Annotated in this window: 11 protein-coding genes and 2 CRISPR repeat arrays; of the genes, 9 read left to right on the top strand and 2 right to left on the bottom strand. The window is 41.0% G+C overall.

Going from position 1 to position 19,808, the window contains the following annotated elements; all coding sequences use genetic code 11:
• Window positions 1–41 precede the first annotated feature (41 nt).
• Entirely contained in the window at window positions 42–656 is a 615-nt protein-coding gene (locus Q0954_RS26555) for a hypothetical protein (protein ID WP_299462328.1), read from the top strand.
• A 154-nt stretch (window positions 657–810) separates the two neighbouring features.
• The gene (locus Q0954_RS26550) at window positions 811–1,206 is read left to right on the top strand and encodes a hypothetical protein (RefSeq protein WP_299462325.1); all 396 of its coding nucleotides are present in this window, start codon (window positions 811–813) and stop codon (window positions 1,204–1,206) included.
• A gap of 221 nt (window positions 1,207–1,427) precedes the next feature.
• Here Q0954_RS26550 and Q0954_RS26545 read toward each other — a convergent pair whose 3' ends face one another.
• Entirely contained in the window at window positions 1,428–2,195 is a 768-nt protein-coding gene (locus Q0954_RS26545; protein WP_299462322.1) for a class I SAM-dependent methyltransferase, read from the bottom strand.
• Window positions 2,196–2,496: 301 nt separating this feature from the next.
• On the opposite strand from Q0954_RS26545, the gene Q0954_RS26540 reads away from it, so the two are divergent.
• The 7 genes from Q0954_RS26540 to Q0954_RS26510 all read left to right on the top strand — a co-directional run bounded on the left by Q0954_RS26540 (window position 2,497) and on the right by Q0954_RS26510 (window position 15,881).
• On the top strand, window positions 2,497–2,877 hold the full coding sequence (locus Q0954_RS26540) for a DUF6787 family protein (RefSeq protein WP_299462319.1): 381 nt from the start codon (window positions 2,497–2,499) through the stop codon (window positions 2,875–2,877).
• A 674-nt stretch (window positions 2,878–3,551) separates the two neighbouring features.
• A CRISPR array of direct repeats spans window positions 3,552–3,959; the repeat unit is 24 nt; unit sequence GTTTCAATCCTTGTTTTAGTGGAA.
• Window positions 3,960–4,139: 180 nt separating this feature from the next.
• Window positions 4,140–6,018: direct repeats of the CRISPR family, unit length 37 nt; unit sequence GTTTCAATCCTTGTTTTAATGGAAGTAGCTCTTAAAG.
• A gap of 263 nt (window positions 6,019–6,281) precedes the next feature.
• A complete protein-coding gene (locus tag Q0954_RS26535; protein WP_299462316.1) occupies window positions 6,282–7,055 on the top strand; it encodes a hypothetical protein in 774 nt (257 codons plus the stop codon).
• A gap of 1 nt (window position 7,056) precedes the next feature.
• Window positions 7,057–8,358 (top strand): hypothetical protein, encoded by a 1,302-nt coding sequence (locus Q0954_RS26530; RefSeq protein WP_299462313.1) that lies wholly within the window; start codon window positions 7,057–7,059, stop codon window positions 8,356–8,358.
• A 480-nt stretch (window positions 8,359–8,838) separates the two neighbouring features.
• Entirely contained in the window at window positions 8,839–10,344 is a 1,506-nt protein-coding gene (locus tag Q0954_RS26525; protein ID WP_299462310.1) for a sodium:alanine symporter family protein, read from the top strand.
• Window positions 10,345–10,503: 159 nt separating this feature from the next.
• Window positions 10,504–11,634, top strand: a complete 1,131-nt coding sequence (locus Q0954_RS26520; RefSeq protein ID WP_299462307.1) for a DNA polymerase III subunit delta' — start codon at window positions 10,504–10,506, stop codon at window positions 11,632–11,634.
• 260 nt (window positions 11,635–11,894) lie between these two features.
• On the top strand, window positions 11,895–12,821 hold the full coding sequence (gene hemC / locus Q0954_RS26515) for a hydroxymethylbilane synthase (RefSeq protein WP_299462304.1): 927 nt from the start codon (window positions 11,895–11,897) through the stop codon (window positions 12,819–12,821).
• A 477-nt stretch (window positions 12,822–13,298) separates the two neighbouring features.
• Window positions 13,299–15,881, top strand: coding sequence for a PAS domain-containing protein (locus Q0954_RS26510; protein WP_299462301.1), 2,583 nt, complete (start codon window positions 13,299–13,301; stop codon window positions 15,879–15,881).
• 254 nt (window positions 15,882–16,135) lie between these two features.
• On the opposite strand, the gene Q0954_RS26505 is transcribed toward Q0954_RS26510, so the two are convergent.
• Window positions 16,136–19,729 carry a T9SS type A sorting domain-containing protein gene (locus Q0954_RS26505; RefSeq protein ID WP_299462298.1) on the bottom strand — a complete coding sequence of 1,198 codons (3,594 nt, stop codon included), beginning with the start codon at window positions 19,727–19,729 and terminating at the stop codon, window positions 16,136–16,138.
• Window positions 19,730–19,808 lie beyond the last annotated feature (79 nt).

The raw sequence follows: 19,808 nt of genomic DNA, 5'->3' as shown, positions 1-19,808 counted from the left end.
GCTAATAGATTTTTTCGCAATACTAAAGTTCTGCACTGAAAGTGCAGGGTTTTAAACCCATTACTGAGACCAATAAAGCCAAGCAAGGAACACAAAATGTTGTCAAACCTGAGCAAACAAATGGCAATACATCATCTACTGTACAAATGAAAAATGCGGTAGTGCAGCGTTTTAAATACTCTGATGCCAATTATGCCAAACTCTACCCCAGGCTGACTCATTATTTGAAAAATGGCATCAAGGATGTATTAAATGTTCCTGCAATTGTAAAAGCCATGAAAAAGTATGGGCAACTCACTAAGGCCAATCTTAAAGAAGGGCTTACCTGGGGCAAAGGTCCATCACTTGTAATCAAGCCTTTGGCGGGTGCCATTGGATCATTTTCTCCTGGCATAGGCTCGCAAGAGCTGAATATTGATGAAGATACAGTAAAAGAGCTGGAAAATGCCAAAGGAAACGACCGGGATATTTATCTTTTCCTGGTTGGAGAAACCATTTTACACGAGTATATCCACTATGGCGACGACCAGGATGGAGTCGATTATCCTGGTGAAGAAGGAGACTTGTTCGAGAAAGAAGTCTATGGGCAAGATATCAACGGGTATGATTCGGCCAAAAAAGTAGTGGAAGCCTATAAAAAGAAAAAACAAAACTAACCTTCCTTATACGTGGCAGGTACCAAAAATCTGCCACGTATAAAAAACCTCATGATTTTAAATATTTACCTTGATGAAGTACATACACCTACTGCTCACCCTTTCTTTATTTGTTCAATGCCAAAATACCAGCAAAAAACCTAAAGAGTCAAATATGTCAACAGTTGCCGACACTTCTCATCACACACACAATGTCATAAACGATACCACACAAATACTACAGCAGATCATTGACTTGCCTCAACTACAGCCCTACTATCATAGCAATTTGCCCGAAAGGGTGCCGTTGGTGGTGGAGAAAAACCAATATGTGTTTGCTAAGTCGGCGCTCAAAAAATTTGATAAACCCGTAGTTTTTTTAGCTAAAACAGATCTTGTTTCGCAAAATACAAAAGCCTACCTTACAATTACCAAACTAGCTATAGATACCCAAACAAAAAAAGCTACAGTAGAGTTTAAATATCCTATTGAGGGCATTGGCGGACAGGCAAGCCTCGTCAACTCACAAGGTAAATGGGAGGTAGCAAAAGCATCGATATATGAAAAATAGCCAAATACAAACAAAGCCTGCCAATATCATATCAAAGATTCTTTAGCTTCTTACCTGCTGGAGATCACTGATGGCAAAAGTAAAATAAAAGGAGTAGGTTTTGATTAAGTAACAGTGCCAAAAAACCGGGCAGTTATTATGAAAGTGTTACTAAACTTACTCCTTTTTTAAAGCCAGTGGTTGGTTGTTTGGCACTTGTGGTGCCCACCATTGGCTTCTATCTAAACCTTTACCTCGCCAAACTTAAGGCAAATGTCCCAGGTAATGGTACGTTGGCGGCCTTCTTCGCCCCAAGCCTCGGTAAGCTCAGGGCGCAGTTTTTCTACTGGGTTGATGCCATTTTGTACGATATACTTTTGCACACTCGACCAGGTTTTTAGGTAGCCCAATAAATCCTCCAGGTTCCAATCCAGCTGCATTTTAAAAGCAGGAGTAGCTATAGGCTCATAAGGAAACACAATGCTTTCGTAGGCATTGTCAACGTGTTTGCGTTCGACATCCCAGTATTTGCCTACTACTGCCGTATAAAAATGACGAATAAGGGAGTTCAGCGCTGAAGCGTTGCCTACTTGTGCCTCGAAATACCCCAAACCATAGCCCCAAAGCGCCAACATAGCTCCAGGACGTGCCACCCGTTGTACTTCTTCATAAAAACGTTCCATTCTAAACCAATGCGCTGCCTGCCCTACTGCAATAAAATCAACCGAGTCGTTGGCAAGCCCTGAATCTTCGGCAGTGGCTACCTGATAATGAATGTTGGGCATTTGTATCGCGTGGTCTATTTGTGCTTTGCTGGCATCGGTGGCTATTACCTGGTCGAAATGACTTGCCAATGCTTTTGCCACTTGTCCGTTACCTGTGGCACAATCCCAGGCTTTAGTTTTATTGGGTACTTGCTGTAATAAAAAATCGTATAAGCCTTCAGGGTAACTGGGGCGATACTTGGCATAAATGCTGGCTTGTTTTGAAAAATTGTCTTTAAAGTTCATAGTAAAAAAATGCTATTGTCGCTTAATTAATTGAGTTACAACCCAATAGACCTCCTATTTGGGTTGGACGCAAATATATCATCAAAAGGCAATGAATAGCTATACTCGTGACATATTTTTATCAATTGGTCAGCATCACCCCAAGAACCTCCCCACAAAACACCGAATTGTTATACTTAAGCTAAAAAAAAGAAAGGTTGCACAATACTTCCCCAGAGTTTTTGCCCAATCATAAAGTATATTCATATTTATCGAGTAATTTTGGGGACTGATTAATATAAAATAAAAAAGAGTAAGCATAATGGAGCACAACGTAGCAGAGGCTAAGGAAACAAACGCAAACAATGACTCTACTGAAAAAAAACATTGGTACCTTAAGTTAAAAGAAAGATGGGGCGTAAGCAGTGATTTTCAAGTGTTTTTGATTTTTGTAGTATTTGGGCTTACTGGATCTACTGTAGTATATGTCAAAGGCTTTTTTTTCCAAATCATTGGTTTTGATGCCACCACTCCAGGTTGGATAAAAACGGTGACCTACTTATTATTTATTTTTCCCGCCTACCAAGCTTTACTATTGATATATGCTTTTATTTTTGGTCAATTTGATTTTTTCTGGGCAAAAATGAAAAAAATGGGCAAAGGTATCCAACGTTTGTTTGGTGGCAAAAAATCCAGCAAATAATGATGAATAATACCCCAGTTTTTTGAGAAAGGTTACTTGATTATCCCCCAATATAAGTTGGTCAATGTGCATATTGGCCAACTCACCTCATCTTAACAACACTGTATAGTCAATTACGAATGTTCGCCAAGTGAGGCTACAAACTATGGTCTACGGACTAAATCACGAATATTCACCAAGCGAGGCTAAAAACTATGGTCTAAGGACTCCAGACTAAATTACGAGTTTAAACCCTTGTTTTAGTGGAAGTAGCTCTTAAAGTGGTTGTCCATTCCTACTCTACCCTACTTTTTTTCGCCCTGATTTGTGTCTCCACAACCGAGTTTACGAGTCCTTAGATGCCGATGAATATCGGTGCTCTGCGCAGCTAAATCAAACCACCCACAAATCCTTAGATGCCGATACATATCGGTACCTAAAAAACAACTTATTTTAGGATTTCGATCGGCTCCGTATAGCGGAATTTATCAATTGGTGAAGACACCATAGCCGTCAGGTTAAGCAAACAAGTGTAGAAAATTCACCCTAAAAATACCGCCACCGCCTCAGCGAGTGTCTCCACTCGCTGATTGAGCCTCTAAAAAAAAGCGCCCAAAGACAGTCTGGTCTCTTGTGAAGACACAAGCGACGGCGAAAAGGACGGTTGCAGCTGATGGTACTATATCATACCCAGTGTTTCAATCCTTGTTTTAATGGAAGTAGCTCTTAAAGCCATTCTGTCAAAAGCTACTACTAACCATTCAGGAGTTTCAATCCTTGTTTTAGTGGAAGTAGCTCTTAAAGTAAGCTTAGACGGGCTAATTATTGACGAAATGGCTTGGGGTTTCAATCCTTGTTTTAGTGGAAGTAGCTCTTAAAGCCAATCCGCCTTTTATTATGAGCAAGCCTTAATTGTGTTTCAATCCTTGTTTTAGTGGAAATAGCTCTTAAAGTTGTTGCGTGATTCAGAATAATGTTTTGCCTTGGGAAGTGTTTCAATCCTTGTTTTAGTGGAAGTAGCTCTTAAAGGCAATACAGGCTATAGCTTCGGTTCCCATTTGCATTTGTTTCAATCCTTGTTTTAGTGGAAATAGCTCTTAAAGCGGGCTGTCCATTCCTACTCTACCCTACTATTTTTCGCCCTGATTTGTGTCTCCACAAATCAAACCTAAAAAACAACTTATTTTAGGGTTTCGATCGGTTGGTGAAGACACACAACCGAGGCGGGGACGGTATTTTTAAAAAAAAGCTGGGTAGAGTATCCAAAAAATGAATAGTACTATGTTTTAATCCTTGTTTTAGTGGAAGTAGCTCTTAAAGTCGCCCCTTGGTAGCGGATCTCAAACAGGCAGCCATGTTTCAATCCTTGTTTTAGTGGAAGTAGCTCTTAAAGGTAGCTTTGCTTGATGGGTTGCAACCCAACTATCTCGTTTCAATCCTTGTTTTAGTGGAAGTAGCTCTTAAAGTTGGTACTCGATCGAGTTTTTGCCGTGCTCAGCTTCGTTTCAATCCTTGTTTTAGTGGAAGTAGCTCTTAAAGGTGGCGGCGGTGGTGGTACTTCCGATTCAAGCGATATTGTTTCAATCCTTGTTTTAGTGGAAGTAGCTCTTAAAGTAACAACCCAACTTTAGCCGAATTATAACCAATTTGAGTTTCAATCCTTGTTTTAGTGGAAGTAGCTCTTAAAGAATCAATTCGGGGCTAGGAACTACAGGCGGGAAAAAGTTTCAATCCTTGTTTTAGTGGAAGTAGCTCTTAAAGAAAACGCTTGAAGTTGTCCAGGATTCCGGTAGAATCGTTTCAATCCTTGTTTTAGTGGAAGTAGCTCTTAAAGTACAGGTTGACAACTATACGAGTAATGTTCTTACTGGTTTCAATCCTTGTTTTAATGGAAGTAGCTCTTAAAGTAAACAAAGTAGCAAGCACCGAAACAAGACCAATTAGTTTCAATCCTTGTTTTAATGGAAGTAGCTCTTAAAGACTTTCAACACTGCCAACCACTTTCTCAATGTGGTTATGTTTCAATCCTTGTTTTAATGGAAGTAGCTCTTAAAGATTTGACAAGAAGGGGTTGATGATATACAAGGAAGTGAGTTTCAATCCTTGTTTTAATGGAAGTAGCTCTTAAAGCTAGTTTGGTTGCTTTTTCCGGTAGGCTACGCATAGTTTCAATCCTTGTTTTAATGGAAGTAGCTCTTAAAGACGCTTCAGAAAAAAATGCGAAATTACTGAAACTAGGTTTCAATCCTTGTTTTAATGGAAGTAGCTCTTAAAGACCGAGCTAACCCACAGCCCCGCGATCGCTGCGAAGGGTTTCAATCCTTGTTTTAATGGAAGTAGCTCTTAAAGTTGCCGATGGTTGGAGCCAAAGAGCCGGAGAACCCCCGGGTTTCAATCCTTGTTTTAATGGAAGTAGCTCTTAAAGTTTAAACGGCTTTAAAGCTTAACTTTATGTAGTAAGAGTTTCAATCCTTGTTTTAATGGAAGTAGCTCTTAAAGATTAATACGGGTAATGCTGATATAAAGCAGGCAATAAAGTTTCAATCCTTGTTTTAATGGAAGTAGCTCTTAAAGATAATACATCAGGCACAGTTTTAAATATGTTGTCCTTGTTTCAATCCTTGTTTTAATGGAAGTAGCTCTTAAAGTGTTGCCTTGTAAAACAAAACAAATACACAACCTCACGTTTCAATCCTTGTTTTAATGGAAGTAGCTCTTAAAGAAAGCCAGAAAATTGGAAAACCTTACCACCGACCGAAGTTTCAATCCTTGTTTTAATGGAAGTAGCTCTTAAAGCATTCCTGAGACATAGCTTGCTTCAAGTGATTGTAGTTTCAATCCTTGTTTTAATGGAAGTAGCTCTTAAAGACAATCCATCAAGGTTTTTGCACCTTGCGATATGAGGGGTTTCAATCCTTGTTTTAATGGAAGTAGCTCTTAAAGTGTATGTTTCGGCATCTGGTGTTGAGACATTATATAGTTTCAATCCTTGTTTTAATGGAAGTAGCTCTTAAAGTACAAGTGCTTGTACTGCCATTTTATTTTTGTTTTTGTTTCAATCCTTGTTTTAATGGAAGTAGCTCTTAAAGAAAAGGATGAGTCAGAAGCAGATGTTCAAGAAAAAGGTTTCAATCCTTGTTTTAGTGGAAGTAGCTCTTAAAGCGTCTTTTGGTATTTCTCGCTGATTTACAATGTGTTATAGCAAATTTACTATAGCCTAAAATCAAAAAAATCAATAAGTCAAAGAGCTTTTTAAGCCCGTTTCAGCAAGTTTTCCGAATAGATAACCTACTTATAGTCAGCTTGTTAAAGGTGTATTTGGGACTATCCCAAATAAATTACCCTCCGGCAAAGGTTTTTGTTGAGGGAAGGCATCCGCTTTGATGCGTACAAGATGCACATCTTTTTTTAGATTTAGTAGCATTGTGCAATTTTTTTTATTCAATGAGGGAGCACCTCACCTACTTTTTCTGAAAGGCAAAGCAGTACACAAAAACTATTTGCTTACGGGCAAGTACTTTCACCAAAAAATAGCTATTTTAGAGTTTTGTCAACACTCACTCAGCATGATGAACGCCCCAACTATTGGCACTTTTTCTCTTTCGCGTGACTTACGCATTTTGCAAGACAACCAAACGGTTCGCATCCAACGTTTGTACAAATACCGCTGGCTTTATGTAAGTCTATTAGGAGTAATGTCTCTAGCTCTGATATTCTTTACCTCCATGATTGCTTACCGGGCTTTTGCCGAAAACCGTCCGGCTTATCTTGGAGGAGTCGCGCTGTTTCTGATTATTGACGTTGGCATGTTTTTTCTGCTCAAGGGCTACATTTTCAACAAAGAAATATTGACCCTTGACCTTGCCAAAAAAACAGTAAACTTCAGATTTGGCAGAAAAAAACGTTATCACTTTTCGTTTGCCGAGGTCACCCAATGGCAACTCAGGGGTGAAATTTATCAAACCAACCAGGGTAAATTTGTTCACGCCAAGCTCTATTTGATACTTGCCAGCCCCCAAGCCCAGGTAGCGGGCAAACAATACCTTACTTTATTTACATTTTTGCCCAGTGGCTTAGGAATGAATGATAACCCCAAAAACCGGGAGAGTGCTTACCAAAGAGGCAAAGAGGTATGCGAAAAACTACAAGCACTTACCCAAATCCCCTGGAAATGGTACGATTACCAAAAAATACACTGACATGCTTAAAAAACTCAAGCAATACATCCAATGGTTGTTTCAGGGAAACCTGCTCAAGTATCACTCAGGGGTTGCCAACCAACAAGTTACGTTTAAAGGCAAAAGCCGGGCTTTTCAACGACTGATGCTCAACAGTACCCTGTCGCTGGCGGCCATGTCGCTGCCCATTGTACCTATGGTTGTGCTCGAAAACAGACACCCTCTACTGGTGATTACCGCCATTATTTTGTTATTGGCAGGCTTTGTTGCCTTTTGCCTCGGCGTTATTACCATGGCTTACCAACCTTTTTGGTTACACAAAAACCAACTCACCTTTACCCCCAACTACCTGCAAATGGTCAATAGTGTGGGCATCAAACAAACCATTGATGCTCATAAACTCAAGGCTTTTACCCTACGCTATGATTTTAGTCAGGCAGGGGTAGTACAAATACAGCTATGGATCAACCATCGCAAAGCTTATTTTGTCAATGCTTACCTGAGCCATTTTGCCACCAATGCCCACGACTTGTTCGAACAACTTAAACCTTACTTTGTTGCTTGGGGATTTAGCCATATCGACATTCCTGCCCAAAGCTCCACCCAATCAGGCAGTTGGTTTTTTCAACGCGTTGGCAAAACCGCTTTTGTCCCCAATTTATCGCTGACAGCATTGCAACAAGCCTCTAAAGAGCATCAACTCAACATAGGCGATGCCCCCGAAGTAGTGGTCAAGTACCTGGTAGAGCAACAAGGGGAAACATTGCAGGTAAGTCGCCCCAAAAACTACACAAAAAAAATGTGGTGGGGCTTTTGGCTAAGCCTCGTCATTGGGGTAGCCATTATTTATGGGTTGGTGTATATGCTGGTGTACCACCCTGGCAAAAACGATGGAGGAATATATGTATTTTTGGGCTGTATAGGGTTGCTTTGGATTATATTTGTGGCGTTATTTTACAGCAATGCCACCGAAGCATTTTGCCTGAGGATAAGCCCTGAAGAGTTTTACATCAAAAAAAGAAAAAAAGAACAACGCTACCCTTTGCATCAAATACAAGGCTTGGCATTACAAGGCATTATTAGCCAAGGCAGGTATACTACAGTCATGGGGAGGCTCAGCCTGGTAGTCAATCACGAAAGTGTCCCCAAACCCATTATTTTATTAATTGTAGACTCTGGTCGTTCAGAAAAACTGGATACTCCACTGGTGCGTGACAGCACCTACCAACGAAGTATGCGCCTTGCCCGGCTTATTGCTCAACCCATGGGGCTTGAGATAGATTGGAAGGGCTTCAAAGAAGGGTTTGCCGCTATTGAGTCATGAGGTTTAAGTTTAAGCATACACCTAATGATTCCCTTCCCTCTTGTGTACCTGGCTTTGCCAAAAACAGTTTTTGCTCGTAAGTTTTATAACTTTAAGTTATGTTAAATAGATATTACTTTGTCCCAAAAAAACCAACAAGAGAAGAGCTACACTGCTGCCAAACGAATACATCTTTTTTTAGCTTTCATACATAGTATTTTGCCCCAACACATAGCAGCTCACCTATAAATACTGGTTTTTTCAAAGATATCTTCTGTTTTTTAATGCTGAAGTGCAATCATTTTTTTATAATTGCGCCCTCTTTAGGAATGAGCAAAAATAACTTTTCGTTTTCGAGATGATACTTTATGTTGATAGATGGATGATTTTTCTGGCTGTAGCCAGGCATACAAAATGCCTCCTGCCAACATAAAGTTTCTGGCTCCAAACAACTTATTTTCAAGCACTCCTTATAATCATAGACAGACCATAAACATAAGAATGAAAAAGATCATTAGCCTGCTGGGGCTCACTTTATTTAGCATTACTCAAGTTTTAGCACAGGGCAAAGCACCCACTCCTAAGCCCTTCACCATGGATAACATACTCAACGAAATAAGCGATGCTATTTTTTTCAGCATCAAAATTGGTGGTGCCGAAATCCCAATTGTATTGATGTGGCTGCTGGCTGGAGCTATATTTTTTACTTTATACATGAAGTTTATCAACCTTACCGGATTCAAACACGCCATTGATGTAGTAAGGGGTAAATATGACGACCCAAATGATGCAGGAGAAGTATCTCACTTTCAAGCACTTACTGCGGCTCTTTCGGGTACTGTGGGGGTAGGTAACATTGCCGGAGTAGCTGTAGCCATTTCGCTGGGAGGCCCTGGCGCTACTTTTTGGATGATTCTTGCCGGATTCCTGGGGATGTCATCCAAGTTTGTAGAATGTACCCTGGGGGTAAAATACCGCGACAAGCACGCGGATGGTTCAGTATCAGGTGGGCCAATGTACTACCTGAGCAAAGGATTGGCATTGCAAAACAAAAAACAATTAGGTAAAGTGCTCGCCATCATTTTTGCGGTATTCTGCGTAGGAGGTTCCTTTGGTGGAGGCAATATGGTTCAAATCAATCAAGCCACCCAACAATTTGTCATTGCCACTGGAGGCGAACAAAGCTTTTTGTTTGGCAAGGAATGGATCTTTGGAGTTGCTATGGCCATTGTAGTAGCAGTGATCATTATCGGAGGAATCAAGAGTATTGCCAATGTAACCGACAAGGTAGTGCCTTTTATGGTAGGTATTTATGTGGCTGCCGCCTTGTTTGTCATCTTGAGCCACTTCTCAGAAATACCTAAAGCGTTTGGTACCATTATCAATGGAGCGTTTTCGGCAAAAGCTGCCTATGGTGGTTTTATTGGGGTGTTGATTATGGGCTTCAAACGTGCCGCATTCTCCAACGAAGCCGGTATTGGTTCGGCGTCTATTGCCCACTCAGCCGCCAAAACCGACGAACCCATCAGCGAAGGAATTGTAGCATTGCTAGAGCCTTTTATTGATACTGTAGTCATTTGTACTATGACAGCCCTTGTGATCATCATTACTCAGTCTTATTCGGTGCCAACCGACGATAACACCAAAGCCATTGCGCTTACTTCAGAAGCCTTTGGCTCAGTCATGCCTTTCTTCCCTACGATATTGTCTATAGCAGTTATCTTATTTGCTTTGTCTACCATGCTCTCGTGGTCTTACTATGGTACCAAAGCCTGGGCTTACCTATTTGGCGAAGGACAAACAGCCAGCATTAGTTACAAAGTATTGTTTTGTACTTTTATTGTAATAGGGTCGGCAGTAAGCGCAAAAAGTGTATTTGGCTTTGGCGATGCCATGATCTTTGCGATGAGCTTTCCCAATGTCCTGGGGCTTTACTTGCTGGCACCCGAAATCAAGAAAGACCTTGCGACCTACCTGGGCAAAATAAAAACCATGAGAAAAGCATAAGTTAGGTTCTTAAAACCTGTAAACATATATAGAAGACAACCTCATTCGGGGTTGTCTTTTTCTTTGCACTATATGTATATCGCTTGCTACTACTTGTCATGAAATATCCTTAACTTTCAGCCCCAAAAGCGTCACCAAACAATAAAATCAAGCAAATATATGCTCTTTAAAGATATTATAGGACAAACTGAAATCAAGCAACAACTCATTCACGCCATTCAGACCAACCACGTGGCGCACGCCCAAATGTTTTGGGGGGCTGAAGGAGGAGCTGCCCTGCCGTTGGCTTTGGCTTATGCCCAGTACATACATTGCGAAAACAAACAAGCCACTGACGCTTGTGGTACTTGTGCTGCCTGTATCAAAAGCCAAAAACTTATTCATCCCGACCTTTCGTTTGTGTTTCCGGTGGCTACGACCAAAAAAATAAGTTCCAAACCTGTCAGCAAAGATTTTATGGAAGAATGGCGGCAGTTTTTGACCAAGCACCCCTATGTAAGCCTCAGCGATTGGTTGAGCTTTATTGATGCTGAAAGCAAGCAAGCCAATATTTCGGTAGACGAGAGCCGTCATATTATTCAACAGCTTTCGCTGAAACCATTTGAAAGCGAATATAAAATTTTACTGCTTTGGTTGCCCGAGTTTATGAACATCAGTGCTGCCAATGCTATATTGAAAATACTAGAAGAGCCTTCGCCCAAGACGTTGTTTTTGTTGGTAAGCCAAAACCCTAACCAACTACTTGCCACTATTATATCGCGGGTGCAAGCCGTACAAACTGCCCCGGTTACCGACGAAGAAGTAGCCAATTACCTGGTGGCTCACCAACAACTCCCCCCCGACAAAGCCCAACAAGTAGCTTATATGGCAGATGGGAGCATCAATGCTGCCATTCACTTGCTCGACAATACTCACCACACCCAACATGAGCTTTTTGTAGAGTGGATGCGTACTTGTTTTAAAAAAGATATGGAGGCATTGGTAAGTCTCACCGATACTTTTGCCAAGTTGAGCAAAGACCAACAAAAAAGCTTGTTTCAATACGGGCTCCACATCTGCCGCGAAGCATTGGTATGGAAACAGGGTGACGAGCGGCTAGTGCGCTTGGGAGGCAAAGAATACCAGTTTGTGCAAAACTTCTCAAAGGTACTACAAATACACAATAGCAGTTTACTGTACGAACAGTTCAACGATGCCATCTTTCACCTGGAGCGCAACGCCAGCCCAAAAATTGTATTTATGGATACCTCGCTCCATATCATTCAAATCATCAACCCTGCTCGTAAATAATTGATTTTGAGTAAAATTATTCACATATTTGCTAGTTAATTATCGCAAAAGCAATATTAGTGGAGTTGGTAGTTTTTTAATAAAATAAAGTGTTTCATACCTGACAGGTTTTTGAAACCTGTCAGGTATGAATAGAAAAACCTGATTTTTCCTTGATTTACAGGTTTTAAAACACCTGATAAAATATTATACTGTCAACCACCTACACTATCATCCTTTTGTGTTTCATATAATCTCAACAAAAAGAAAGGATTGTTTCCATGCACATCAGAATTGGAACCAGGGGCAGCAAACTGGCTCTTTGGCAGGCAAATTACGTAGCCGATTTATTACAAAAAGGGGGAGCTACCACAGAGTTGGTAATGGTTGAAACAAAGGGAGATAAGATTCTGAACAAGGCGCTCTCTAAAATAGGCAGCAAGGGGGTTTTTACCGAAGAGCTGGAAGAGCATTTGCGCCAAAAAGAGGTAGATATTGCCGTGCACAGTGCCAAAGATGTTCAATCGACCTTGCCTGACGACTTGGAACTGATTGCTTTTTCTGAACGGGAGGAGGTGCACGATGTTTTAATCAGCTTTAATACCGATGCCCGCCTCGATACCTTCAACAGTTCCTACATCATAGGTACTTCTTCTACCCGACGAGTAGCCCAACTCAAACATTATTACCCAAAAATTCGCACTGCCGACGTAAGGGGCAACCTGCAAACCCGGATGAAAAAACTGGAAAAGGGCAATTATGATGCGTTGATTTTGGCGTATGCCGGAGTTCACCGTATGGGTTTTTCAAAATACATCGTAGAAGACCTCTCTCCTCAAAAGTTTATACCTGCCGTGGGGCAAGGCTGCGTAGCTATAGAAGCCGCCAAAGACCTCAACAGCGATAAAGTGGCAATGATCAGGCAATGTGTAAACGACAAAAAAACTGAGCAATGTCTGCGTGCCGAAAGATCGTTTCTGAAAACCCTCGAAGGTGGCTGTAGTATTCCTGTGTTTGGGCTTGCCCGCATCAAAAAAAACCAAATAGATCTCAACGGAGGCATTATAAGCCTCAACGGACAAGACCTGGTAAAACAACAAGCTAAAGGAGCCCTGAATGACGGCGTAAACATTGGAAAACAATTGGCTGAACGTATTTTGCAAGATGGTGGCGAGGAGATTTTAAGCGAAATCAAAGCGAACCTTTAGGTGTCTGCTACAAAAAGTAGACTATCGGGGTTGCACCCTAAATGCTGACCCTGCCTGCCAGGTTTTAAAAATCTGGCAGGTAGGAAATTGCTCAAAAAATGATTTTTCCTGATAAAACTTGGCAACCTTTGAATGATACGACAACCCCTATGCTGCTTTCAAGAATAGCACCTTTTATTGGCATAACCATCAGGTTGACTGGAAGATTGTTGACGATGTAACGACTCTTTAAGGAACAAGCAATGCCTACTTTTGAAATAGATAAGTAGCCACCAAACTACTGCTTCTTCGTATATTGGTACTGTACCACGTCTTTCTTAAGGCATCAAAATTGTAAAATATAATAATTTAAAAGGCTTCATTCCAATTAATCACTATCTTGTTTTTGATTAAATCGCTCTGTCTAAAATATTATTTATACGAAGCAGTTTGAAGTAATTATTGAGCATTCCTGCTGAAAATATTCACCCAAAAAAAATGGTAAAACTCTTTGGTAAAGAAATTAATCTAAATTTTGGTGCAATCAAAACCCGGTTGATCGCGAGTTTTGCACTGATTGGCTTGTTTGTACTGCTGATTATATTAGTAGCCTACCTTGCCACCAGCAGCACCATCCGACAAAACTCTTTGGTAATGAAAATTTATCAGCCTACCAATCAATCAATTCAGGCTTTACAAATAGACATTAGCCAAACCATCAGAGCCATTCAAAAACGAGTAAATGTTTATTATGATTCCCAGGAAGAGTTTACCAAAAATCTGTACCGAGATCTCCGGACAATTAACAAACTAAAAAGAGCGCAAGTCAAGCATTTAGAAAAACTCAATGCTGTGTTTGCCCAATACAACCGAACAGAACTCAAAGATATTTTTCAGAATATTCAAGGTAACTTAAAAAAAGTCAACGCTGAGATTGACAAATGTCGCTTTGTTGTACGTAACTCTGAGAAAATCAATCAAAAAATTTGGCGATACCAACACCTCACTGCTCCCACAACTCAAGACAGCATTCTTCTGCTGCATAACGAAGAGCTTGCCAATTTGCTAGAGGTAAAACTCGTGCCACTGGAAGCAGAGCTCTACCGCCTGGTCAAAGAGTTTATTTTTAAAAATAATATTGTGATCCAAGAAACCAACCACCTGCTCAATGACAATCTGCAAATGTTATTGATCATGGAGTTCTTAATGGTGGCTATTCTCTGTATCATTATATTTTTTGCCATCCAGTTGCTCATGAAATACCTCAACAACGACCTAGAGGTGATCGTGCTTTACATAAAAAAGCTCTTGAATGGCGAAATTCCCAAACGCCCCTTTACCAAAAGCCATGAGTTTATGAGGCTGGCACACCACCTCAATGCCTTGATCAAAGACTTGGTAAACCTCAGAAAATTTGCATTAAGAGTAAATGATAACAAGTTTGACAATAACGAAGCGCTGTTTAAAGACTCTGGAGATTTAGGTGCAGCCCTGGCACAAATGCGGGATGGACTCAAACAAGTATCTGACGAAAACAAAGAACGCTACTGGAGTAATGCCGGAATTGCCAAGTTCAGTGACATATTACGCTCCAATGTTGACAACTTATCGAACATGGGAAATGACCTCATATCGAACCTGGTCAAGTACCTTGAAATTAATCAAGGTGGTTTTTTTACGGTGGAGCAAGACCAGGAAAACAAAGAAGAGTATTTGCAGCTTACTGCCTCGTATGCTTACAATAGCCAAAAATACCTTGAAAAAAAGGTACTGAAAGGCCAAGGACTCATAGGACAGGCTTGGGTAGAAAAAAACACGATTTATTTGAAAGATATTCCTAAAGACTATGCCATTATCACCTCTGGAATGGGTGAAGCCACCCCTACCTGTATCGTAATTGTGCCGTTGCATGTAAACGGAATGGTGCTGGGAGTTATAGAGTTAGGTGCTTTTCATGATATTGCGCCTTATAAAGTAGAGTTTATAGAAAAAATCGCCAAGGATGTAGCGTCTTCTATTGCTGCCACCCGTGCCAATGAACAAACTCGTTTGCTACTGACCGAATCGCAAGAAAAAACGGAGACGATGGAGCGTCAAGAGGAGATTATGCGTAAAAATGTGCGACAACTGCAAGACACTCAAAATGTGATGCGTCAAGCGCAAAAAGAACTTGCTACTAAAGAAGCTAACCTCGATGCCCTCATCAATAGTACCCCTCACGCCATGATTGCCTTTGACCTCAGTTACCGGGTAACCGCTATTAACAAGTCTATGCGAAAGCGTTACATAGAAACCGGGGTAAATCTCGATATTGGCAACAATATGCTGGATGCCATGGCTAAAGAAGAAATTGAAAAGCACCAGAACGAATACAAACGGGTGCTATCAGGTGAAAAATTTGTAGTGATGCATCAGTCTATCAAGAACAACCAAGAGTTTTTCTATTTGCTCAACTACAATCCCATCAAAGACAACAAAGGAAAGGTGATAGGAGCCTCGCTCTTTATAGAAGACATATCACAACAACAACGGGCACAAATGTCGTTGAAAGAAACCGAACGTAACCTTAAATCGCTGATTAACAACACCGAAGATGCCATTGTAGCTTTTAATCAAGACTATGAAATACTGGTAGTGAATGATAAATACAAAGAAAAGTTCAAAGACCATCCGCTAAGACTGGAAGCCGGAGCCCGTATGCTAGATTTTTTAGAAAAAGGTCATGAAGAAGAGTGGAAAGCGTACTATGAGAGGGCATTGGGTGGCGAAAGTTTTATGGAGTTACGAGATGAAACTATTTTTGGCTTTAAACCCCGTTACTTAGAATACTGGTTTAACCCTATTTATGATGAAGGGCAAGAAGTAACAGGAGTGTCTATATTTTCGCGCGATGTGAGCGAAGCCCGAAGCTCAGAAAGAAAAGTAAGGCAATTATTGCTGGAGTCGTTAGAGTCGGAAGAAAAGTTAAGAAGACACGAAAACGACATGCAAAAGCGTATTGTAAACTATGAAAAACGCATTAAAGACCTGGAAGAACAAATAAAGATCATGGGTGACCTAGGCAACGAATCTGGCATCTAATAAATAATTTTTTAAGATTAGACAGAAAAACAGCACTTGTTAACTTTGTACTCGAAAGACTTGTTAAAAAGCAAAAAGCCGGACACTGACAGTGCCCGACTTTTTTGTTGACTCTACAATTAAAATAACCAGATAGTTACCCCAAGTCGCAGTATATAAACTGTAAAAGCTTAACCTACAGTTATTTATATATTTCAGGTACGAATATAACTGACACTTGAAGCTTGTCGCTTGTACCTCGTGACTTCAATTAATTATCGCTTAATCATCAGCTTTTGGCGTGAAATCACCCCACCTGCCTCATCATAAAGTGTTACCAGGTACAAACCTCTTACTACGTGTGACACTCCAAACTGAATTTTACCACTTTGGTCTATCGTAGGTTGTATGTTTACCTTTTGTCCGTTCAAGTCGCTCAACACTACCTGAGGCGTGCCTTGACTGATGTGACTATAACTTAAAGTAACCACATTGCTTGCCGGGTTGGGGTACATAGTCACTACAGTCGTGTTGTTTGCCATCGCAAACGCATTTTGTTGTGCTGCCGTAGCTATCACCCTACTTTTACTGGCTTTGCCGTTCAAGTAAGCTTTTACATTTTGGAAAGCATTTGCGTCTAAGTTACCATCAGTAGTTTTCACTTCTATATAGTATACTTTATCCTGAGTATTTACCCCTTTCATAGTATAAGAAGTAAGCAAAAACTTTTGGTTTTGATAAGCATTCCAACGCATTTTCATTTCAGCATTGGTACCAGCCGTCGCATAATCTGCCTTTTGCACCTGCAACTTGCTATTGTCATACTCAAAACTAAAGTCAATTGCGTGCAGTTTACCTTCTCCACGATAATATACCGGAACACGATACACCCCATCACCCATCTGTTCGGCATTGAACAAGTCAATGGCAAGCGTTCCTTCGCTTTTGGTGGTACGCAAATGATTACTCACTCCGGTAGTCCAGCTTCCATCTACATCGCCTAACATAATGCCATAAAACAAGTTGTTGGTATTGCCAGTATCACATACCGACCCCTCTTGCACCGGACGACAAGTGGTCAAATCAGGGGCATTGTCGCGCCAAAAGCCAGCATCATTTGCTGTATTGCCTACAAATACTGGATAGTTAGCGGTGGCATTAAAATCTACTGCCGTGTTTACCGTTGTTTCATCTACAAAACGCCAGTCTAAAGAATACACCCCAGCTTGGGTGGGTTGCTGTCCAGTATTACCCGCAGTATAAGCATAGTTCCATACCTGAGGGTATTCCTGCATTTTCAACACAATGCGGTTCTGAATCAAAGTAATGTCGTTGGCTCTTACCTTGTCGTTCATGTTTACATCGGCTGCCAACATCTGAAAAGCATTTGGTGTCCAATTGCTGTTTCCGTTGTTAGTGTTGTTTTGATCAAAGGTAGTAATCAATCCCGCATAATAACAATCCATTCCATTCACCACATTCATCATATCAGGGGCGGTACCAGTCTGACCATTATAATCTCCCGGAATATCTCGCTTGATCGTCACGTGGCTTCCCTGAGTTTTATCGTAGACAAAATATCCTTGAGTATCTGTGTTTACCACAGTAGCCGATAAAGTATCGCAAGTGGCTACATTGCCGTGAATGTTGGTAATCAGGTGGTTGCCGCTGTTGTCGTAAGCCAGTGGACGAACGCCTCCTTCTTGGTTCCAGTAAATAATGCGGGCTTTTAGTTTGTTTACATCAGGGGTTACTTCTACCATTCCAGGGTCGGCACACTTGTCTTCTTCGCCCAAGGCGTAAGACTCTGACACCTGACAAGCCGTGATTGGGAATTGACCAGTTACCGCTGTTTTTAGTCTAAACTTGATACAGATAACATTACCTGAACCAGTAAAATAACGGGGGTTGGTTGCGTTTTGGGCATCTCTATAAAAAATACTGCTGTACACCCTATTTTGACCGGCTTCATAGTTGATATATACATCTTCAAAACCTTGTCCGTTGGTAGTCACTACCTCGCCAAATTCATAACGACGATCTTTGGGCAAGTTCAAATCAGTGATAGGCTCTACCACGCTGGCATCGTATTGCAAGCAATAGTCCATACCAATAATACCCGCAGTCACATCTGTTTTGGCCTTCAGCCATACACATACTGTATCGCCTACACAACTAAAAGTAGCGTTGCCGATTTGGTAAGGGCATTGGCTTACTGGGTAGCTTATAACAATTTCGTCTTGTGTTTCGCAACCATTGTCATAAGTTATTTTTAAAGTGTAGGTGCCCGCTTCACTGATACAAAGGGTACGAGAAGTATTATTGATTTCTACCCCATCTTTTAACCACACAAAATCATCGCCTTCCATGACGGCAAAATTTTCTACCGATAAACACACCTCTTCACCAGGGTTAATCGTTTGTGAATCGGCAAACCCGTGGCCTACCGCCTGATTCAAAGGAACAAAGTTCCAACCCGCATTTATCCCATTATCGGCGCATTGTATTGCCTCAAACTTTGGGGTCTTTTCGGTAATGTGTAAGCCTTGCATGTTTACATACCTTACAATGGCAATGGCATTGGTACCCATGACGATTGATGCAGCTTGTGAGGCACTGGTAGATTCCCATTGGATTGGCGAACAATTGTTTCCTCTTACCATCAAGCGTTTGTTCACAGCATGAGTCTTGCCACCTCCCATAAAGTAACTTTCTCCTTGTACCAAGGTCAAATAGTCAAATGTATTGTCGCCTTCAATCGTTCCACCTTTCATCAGGGTCAATGCCCTAAACATATTGTTATTGCCAGCCACAGTTATAGTGCTGCTTTTAAACAATACATCATTAAAACTTGACTGATTAGCCGATAGCTTAACACCATTGCTTTTATTATTACTAAAGGTAAGGTTGTTGTACACCAAGCCAGTACCTGCCTGCATCTCTATAGCATCTTCGACAAGCGCTATTGTAGACTGTACTGCGCTTAAGGTAAACTTATTCTGGGCATTGCTCACCCTCCAACTATAAATATTGTGATTCCCTCTAATTTTTACGCTAGATGTTCCCAAATCAAGCGAGGCGTTTTTTTCGCTGATAGCAATAAAAATACTCAGGTTCATGGCATAATTATTAGATTTCAGGTTACCCCGGTTAAAGTATACCTGCCTTGCATGCCAGTCGCTGCTTAGATTCCAGCTAGCTTGTTCGTTCTCAAAAAACCACTTGCCCATCGTTAGCTCATTGCCTTTGGTGTCTATGTTGCCACTGCCTAGCATGTATACATGCCCTTGATAAGAAACACTCATTTTGCTGGCATCGGTAGTAGTCAAAGAACTATACACTCTCAATATATGATTATGCTTATCGCCTGCCCATTCAGGTTGAAACTTTACGTCATCTTTCCAAATAATGGAATGACAAGTAGCCACCACCAAGTCCATAGTCACTTTTTGCCCCATAGTTGTAAACGAGTTCGCATCAAATATCACAATATCTTTTGGAGTAGGCGTACACTCATTGGTGGTTTTAATAGCACCATTGGCATCGCGGGTTACCCAGTGGCTCTCATCCCCCCAATTACCCCCGTCGCCTACCCAATACAGGGTACGGGCGGGTTGGTTACTGGTAAAGTTCCAGCCAGTAGAAGGGTAAGTATTATCCACATCCAGCGAGCCTTCAGTGGCCACTAAAAAAACAGCCTGATCGCCAGTAGCATTTATTTCGTTGATAGACAAATAACTGGCATCATAAGTACTGCCTGTAGCAAAGTGTAAATTTATCGGTGTACCATCAGTCAACGACTCAAGAATGATAAGACTGCCACAAGTACCCACAGCGGTTAACTTTCGTTGGATCGTGTGTGTAGACATAATCTAGGTTAAACGCACTACTTCGGAATATTCTTCTTAATTTTTATCTTTACCTTCAAAAAAGCAATGCACTTAGGAG

It is taken from the genome of uncultured Microscilla sp. (genome assembly GCF_947493425.1).
Lineage (GTDB): Bacteria > Bacteroidota > Bacteroidia > Cytophagales > Microscillaceae > Microscilla.
This window is presented reverse-complemented; position numbering and strand designations above follow the sequence as displayed.

Bases quoted from the DNA above. Each gene is read 5' to 3' on its own strand.
- Q0954_RS26510 (WP_299462301.1), top strand. From the start codon at position 13,299: ATGGTAAAACTCTTTGGTAAAGAAATTAATCTAAATTTTGGTGCAATC.
- Q0954_RS26520 (WP_299462307.1), top strand. From the start codon at position 10,504: ATGCTCTTTAAAGATATTATAGGACAAACTGAAATCAAGCAACAACTC.
- Q0954_RS26530 (WP_299462313.1), top strand. From the start codon at position 7,057: ATGCTTAAAAAACTCAAGCAATACATCCAATGGTTGTTTCAGGGAAAC.
- hemC (WP_299462304.1), top strand. From the start codon at position 11,895: ATGCACATCAGAATTGGAACCAGGGGCAGCAAACTGGCTCTTTGGCAG.
- Q0954_RS26550 (WP_299462325.1), top strand. From the start codon at position 811: ATGTCAACAGTTGCCGACACTTCTCATCACACACACAATGTCATAAAC.
- Q0954_RS26540 (WP_299462319.1), top strand. From the start codon at position 2,497: ATGGAGCACAACGTAGCAGAGGCTAAGGAAACAAACGCAAACAATGAC.
- Q0954_RS26525 (WP_299462310.1), top strand. From the start codon at position 8,839: ATGAAAAAGATCATTAGCCTGCTGGGGCTCACTTTATTTAGCATTACT.
- Q0954_RS26545 (WP_299462322.1), bottom strand. From the start codon at position 2,195: ATGAACTTTAAAGACAATTTTTCAAAACAAGCCAGCATTTATGCCAAG.
- Q0954_RS26505 (WP_299462298.1), bottom strand. From the start codon at position 19,729: ATGTCTACACACACGATCCAACGAAAGTTAACCGCTGTGGGTACTTGT.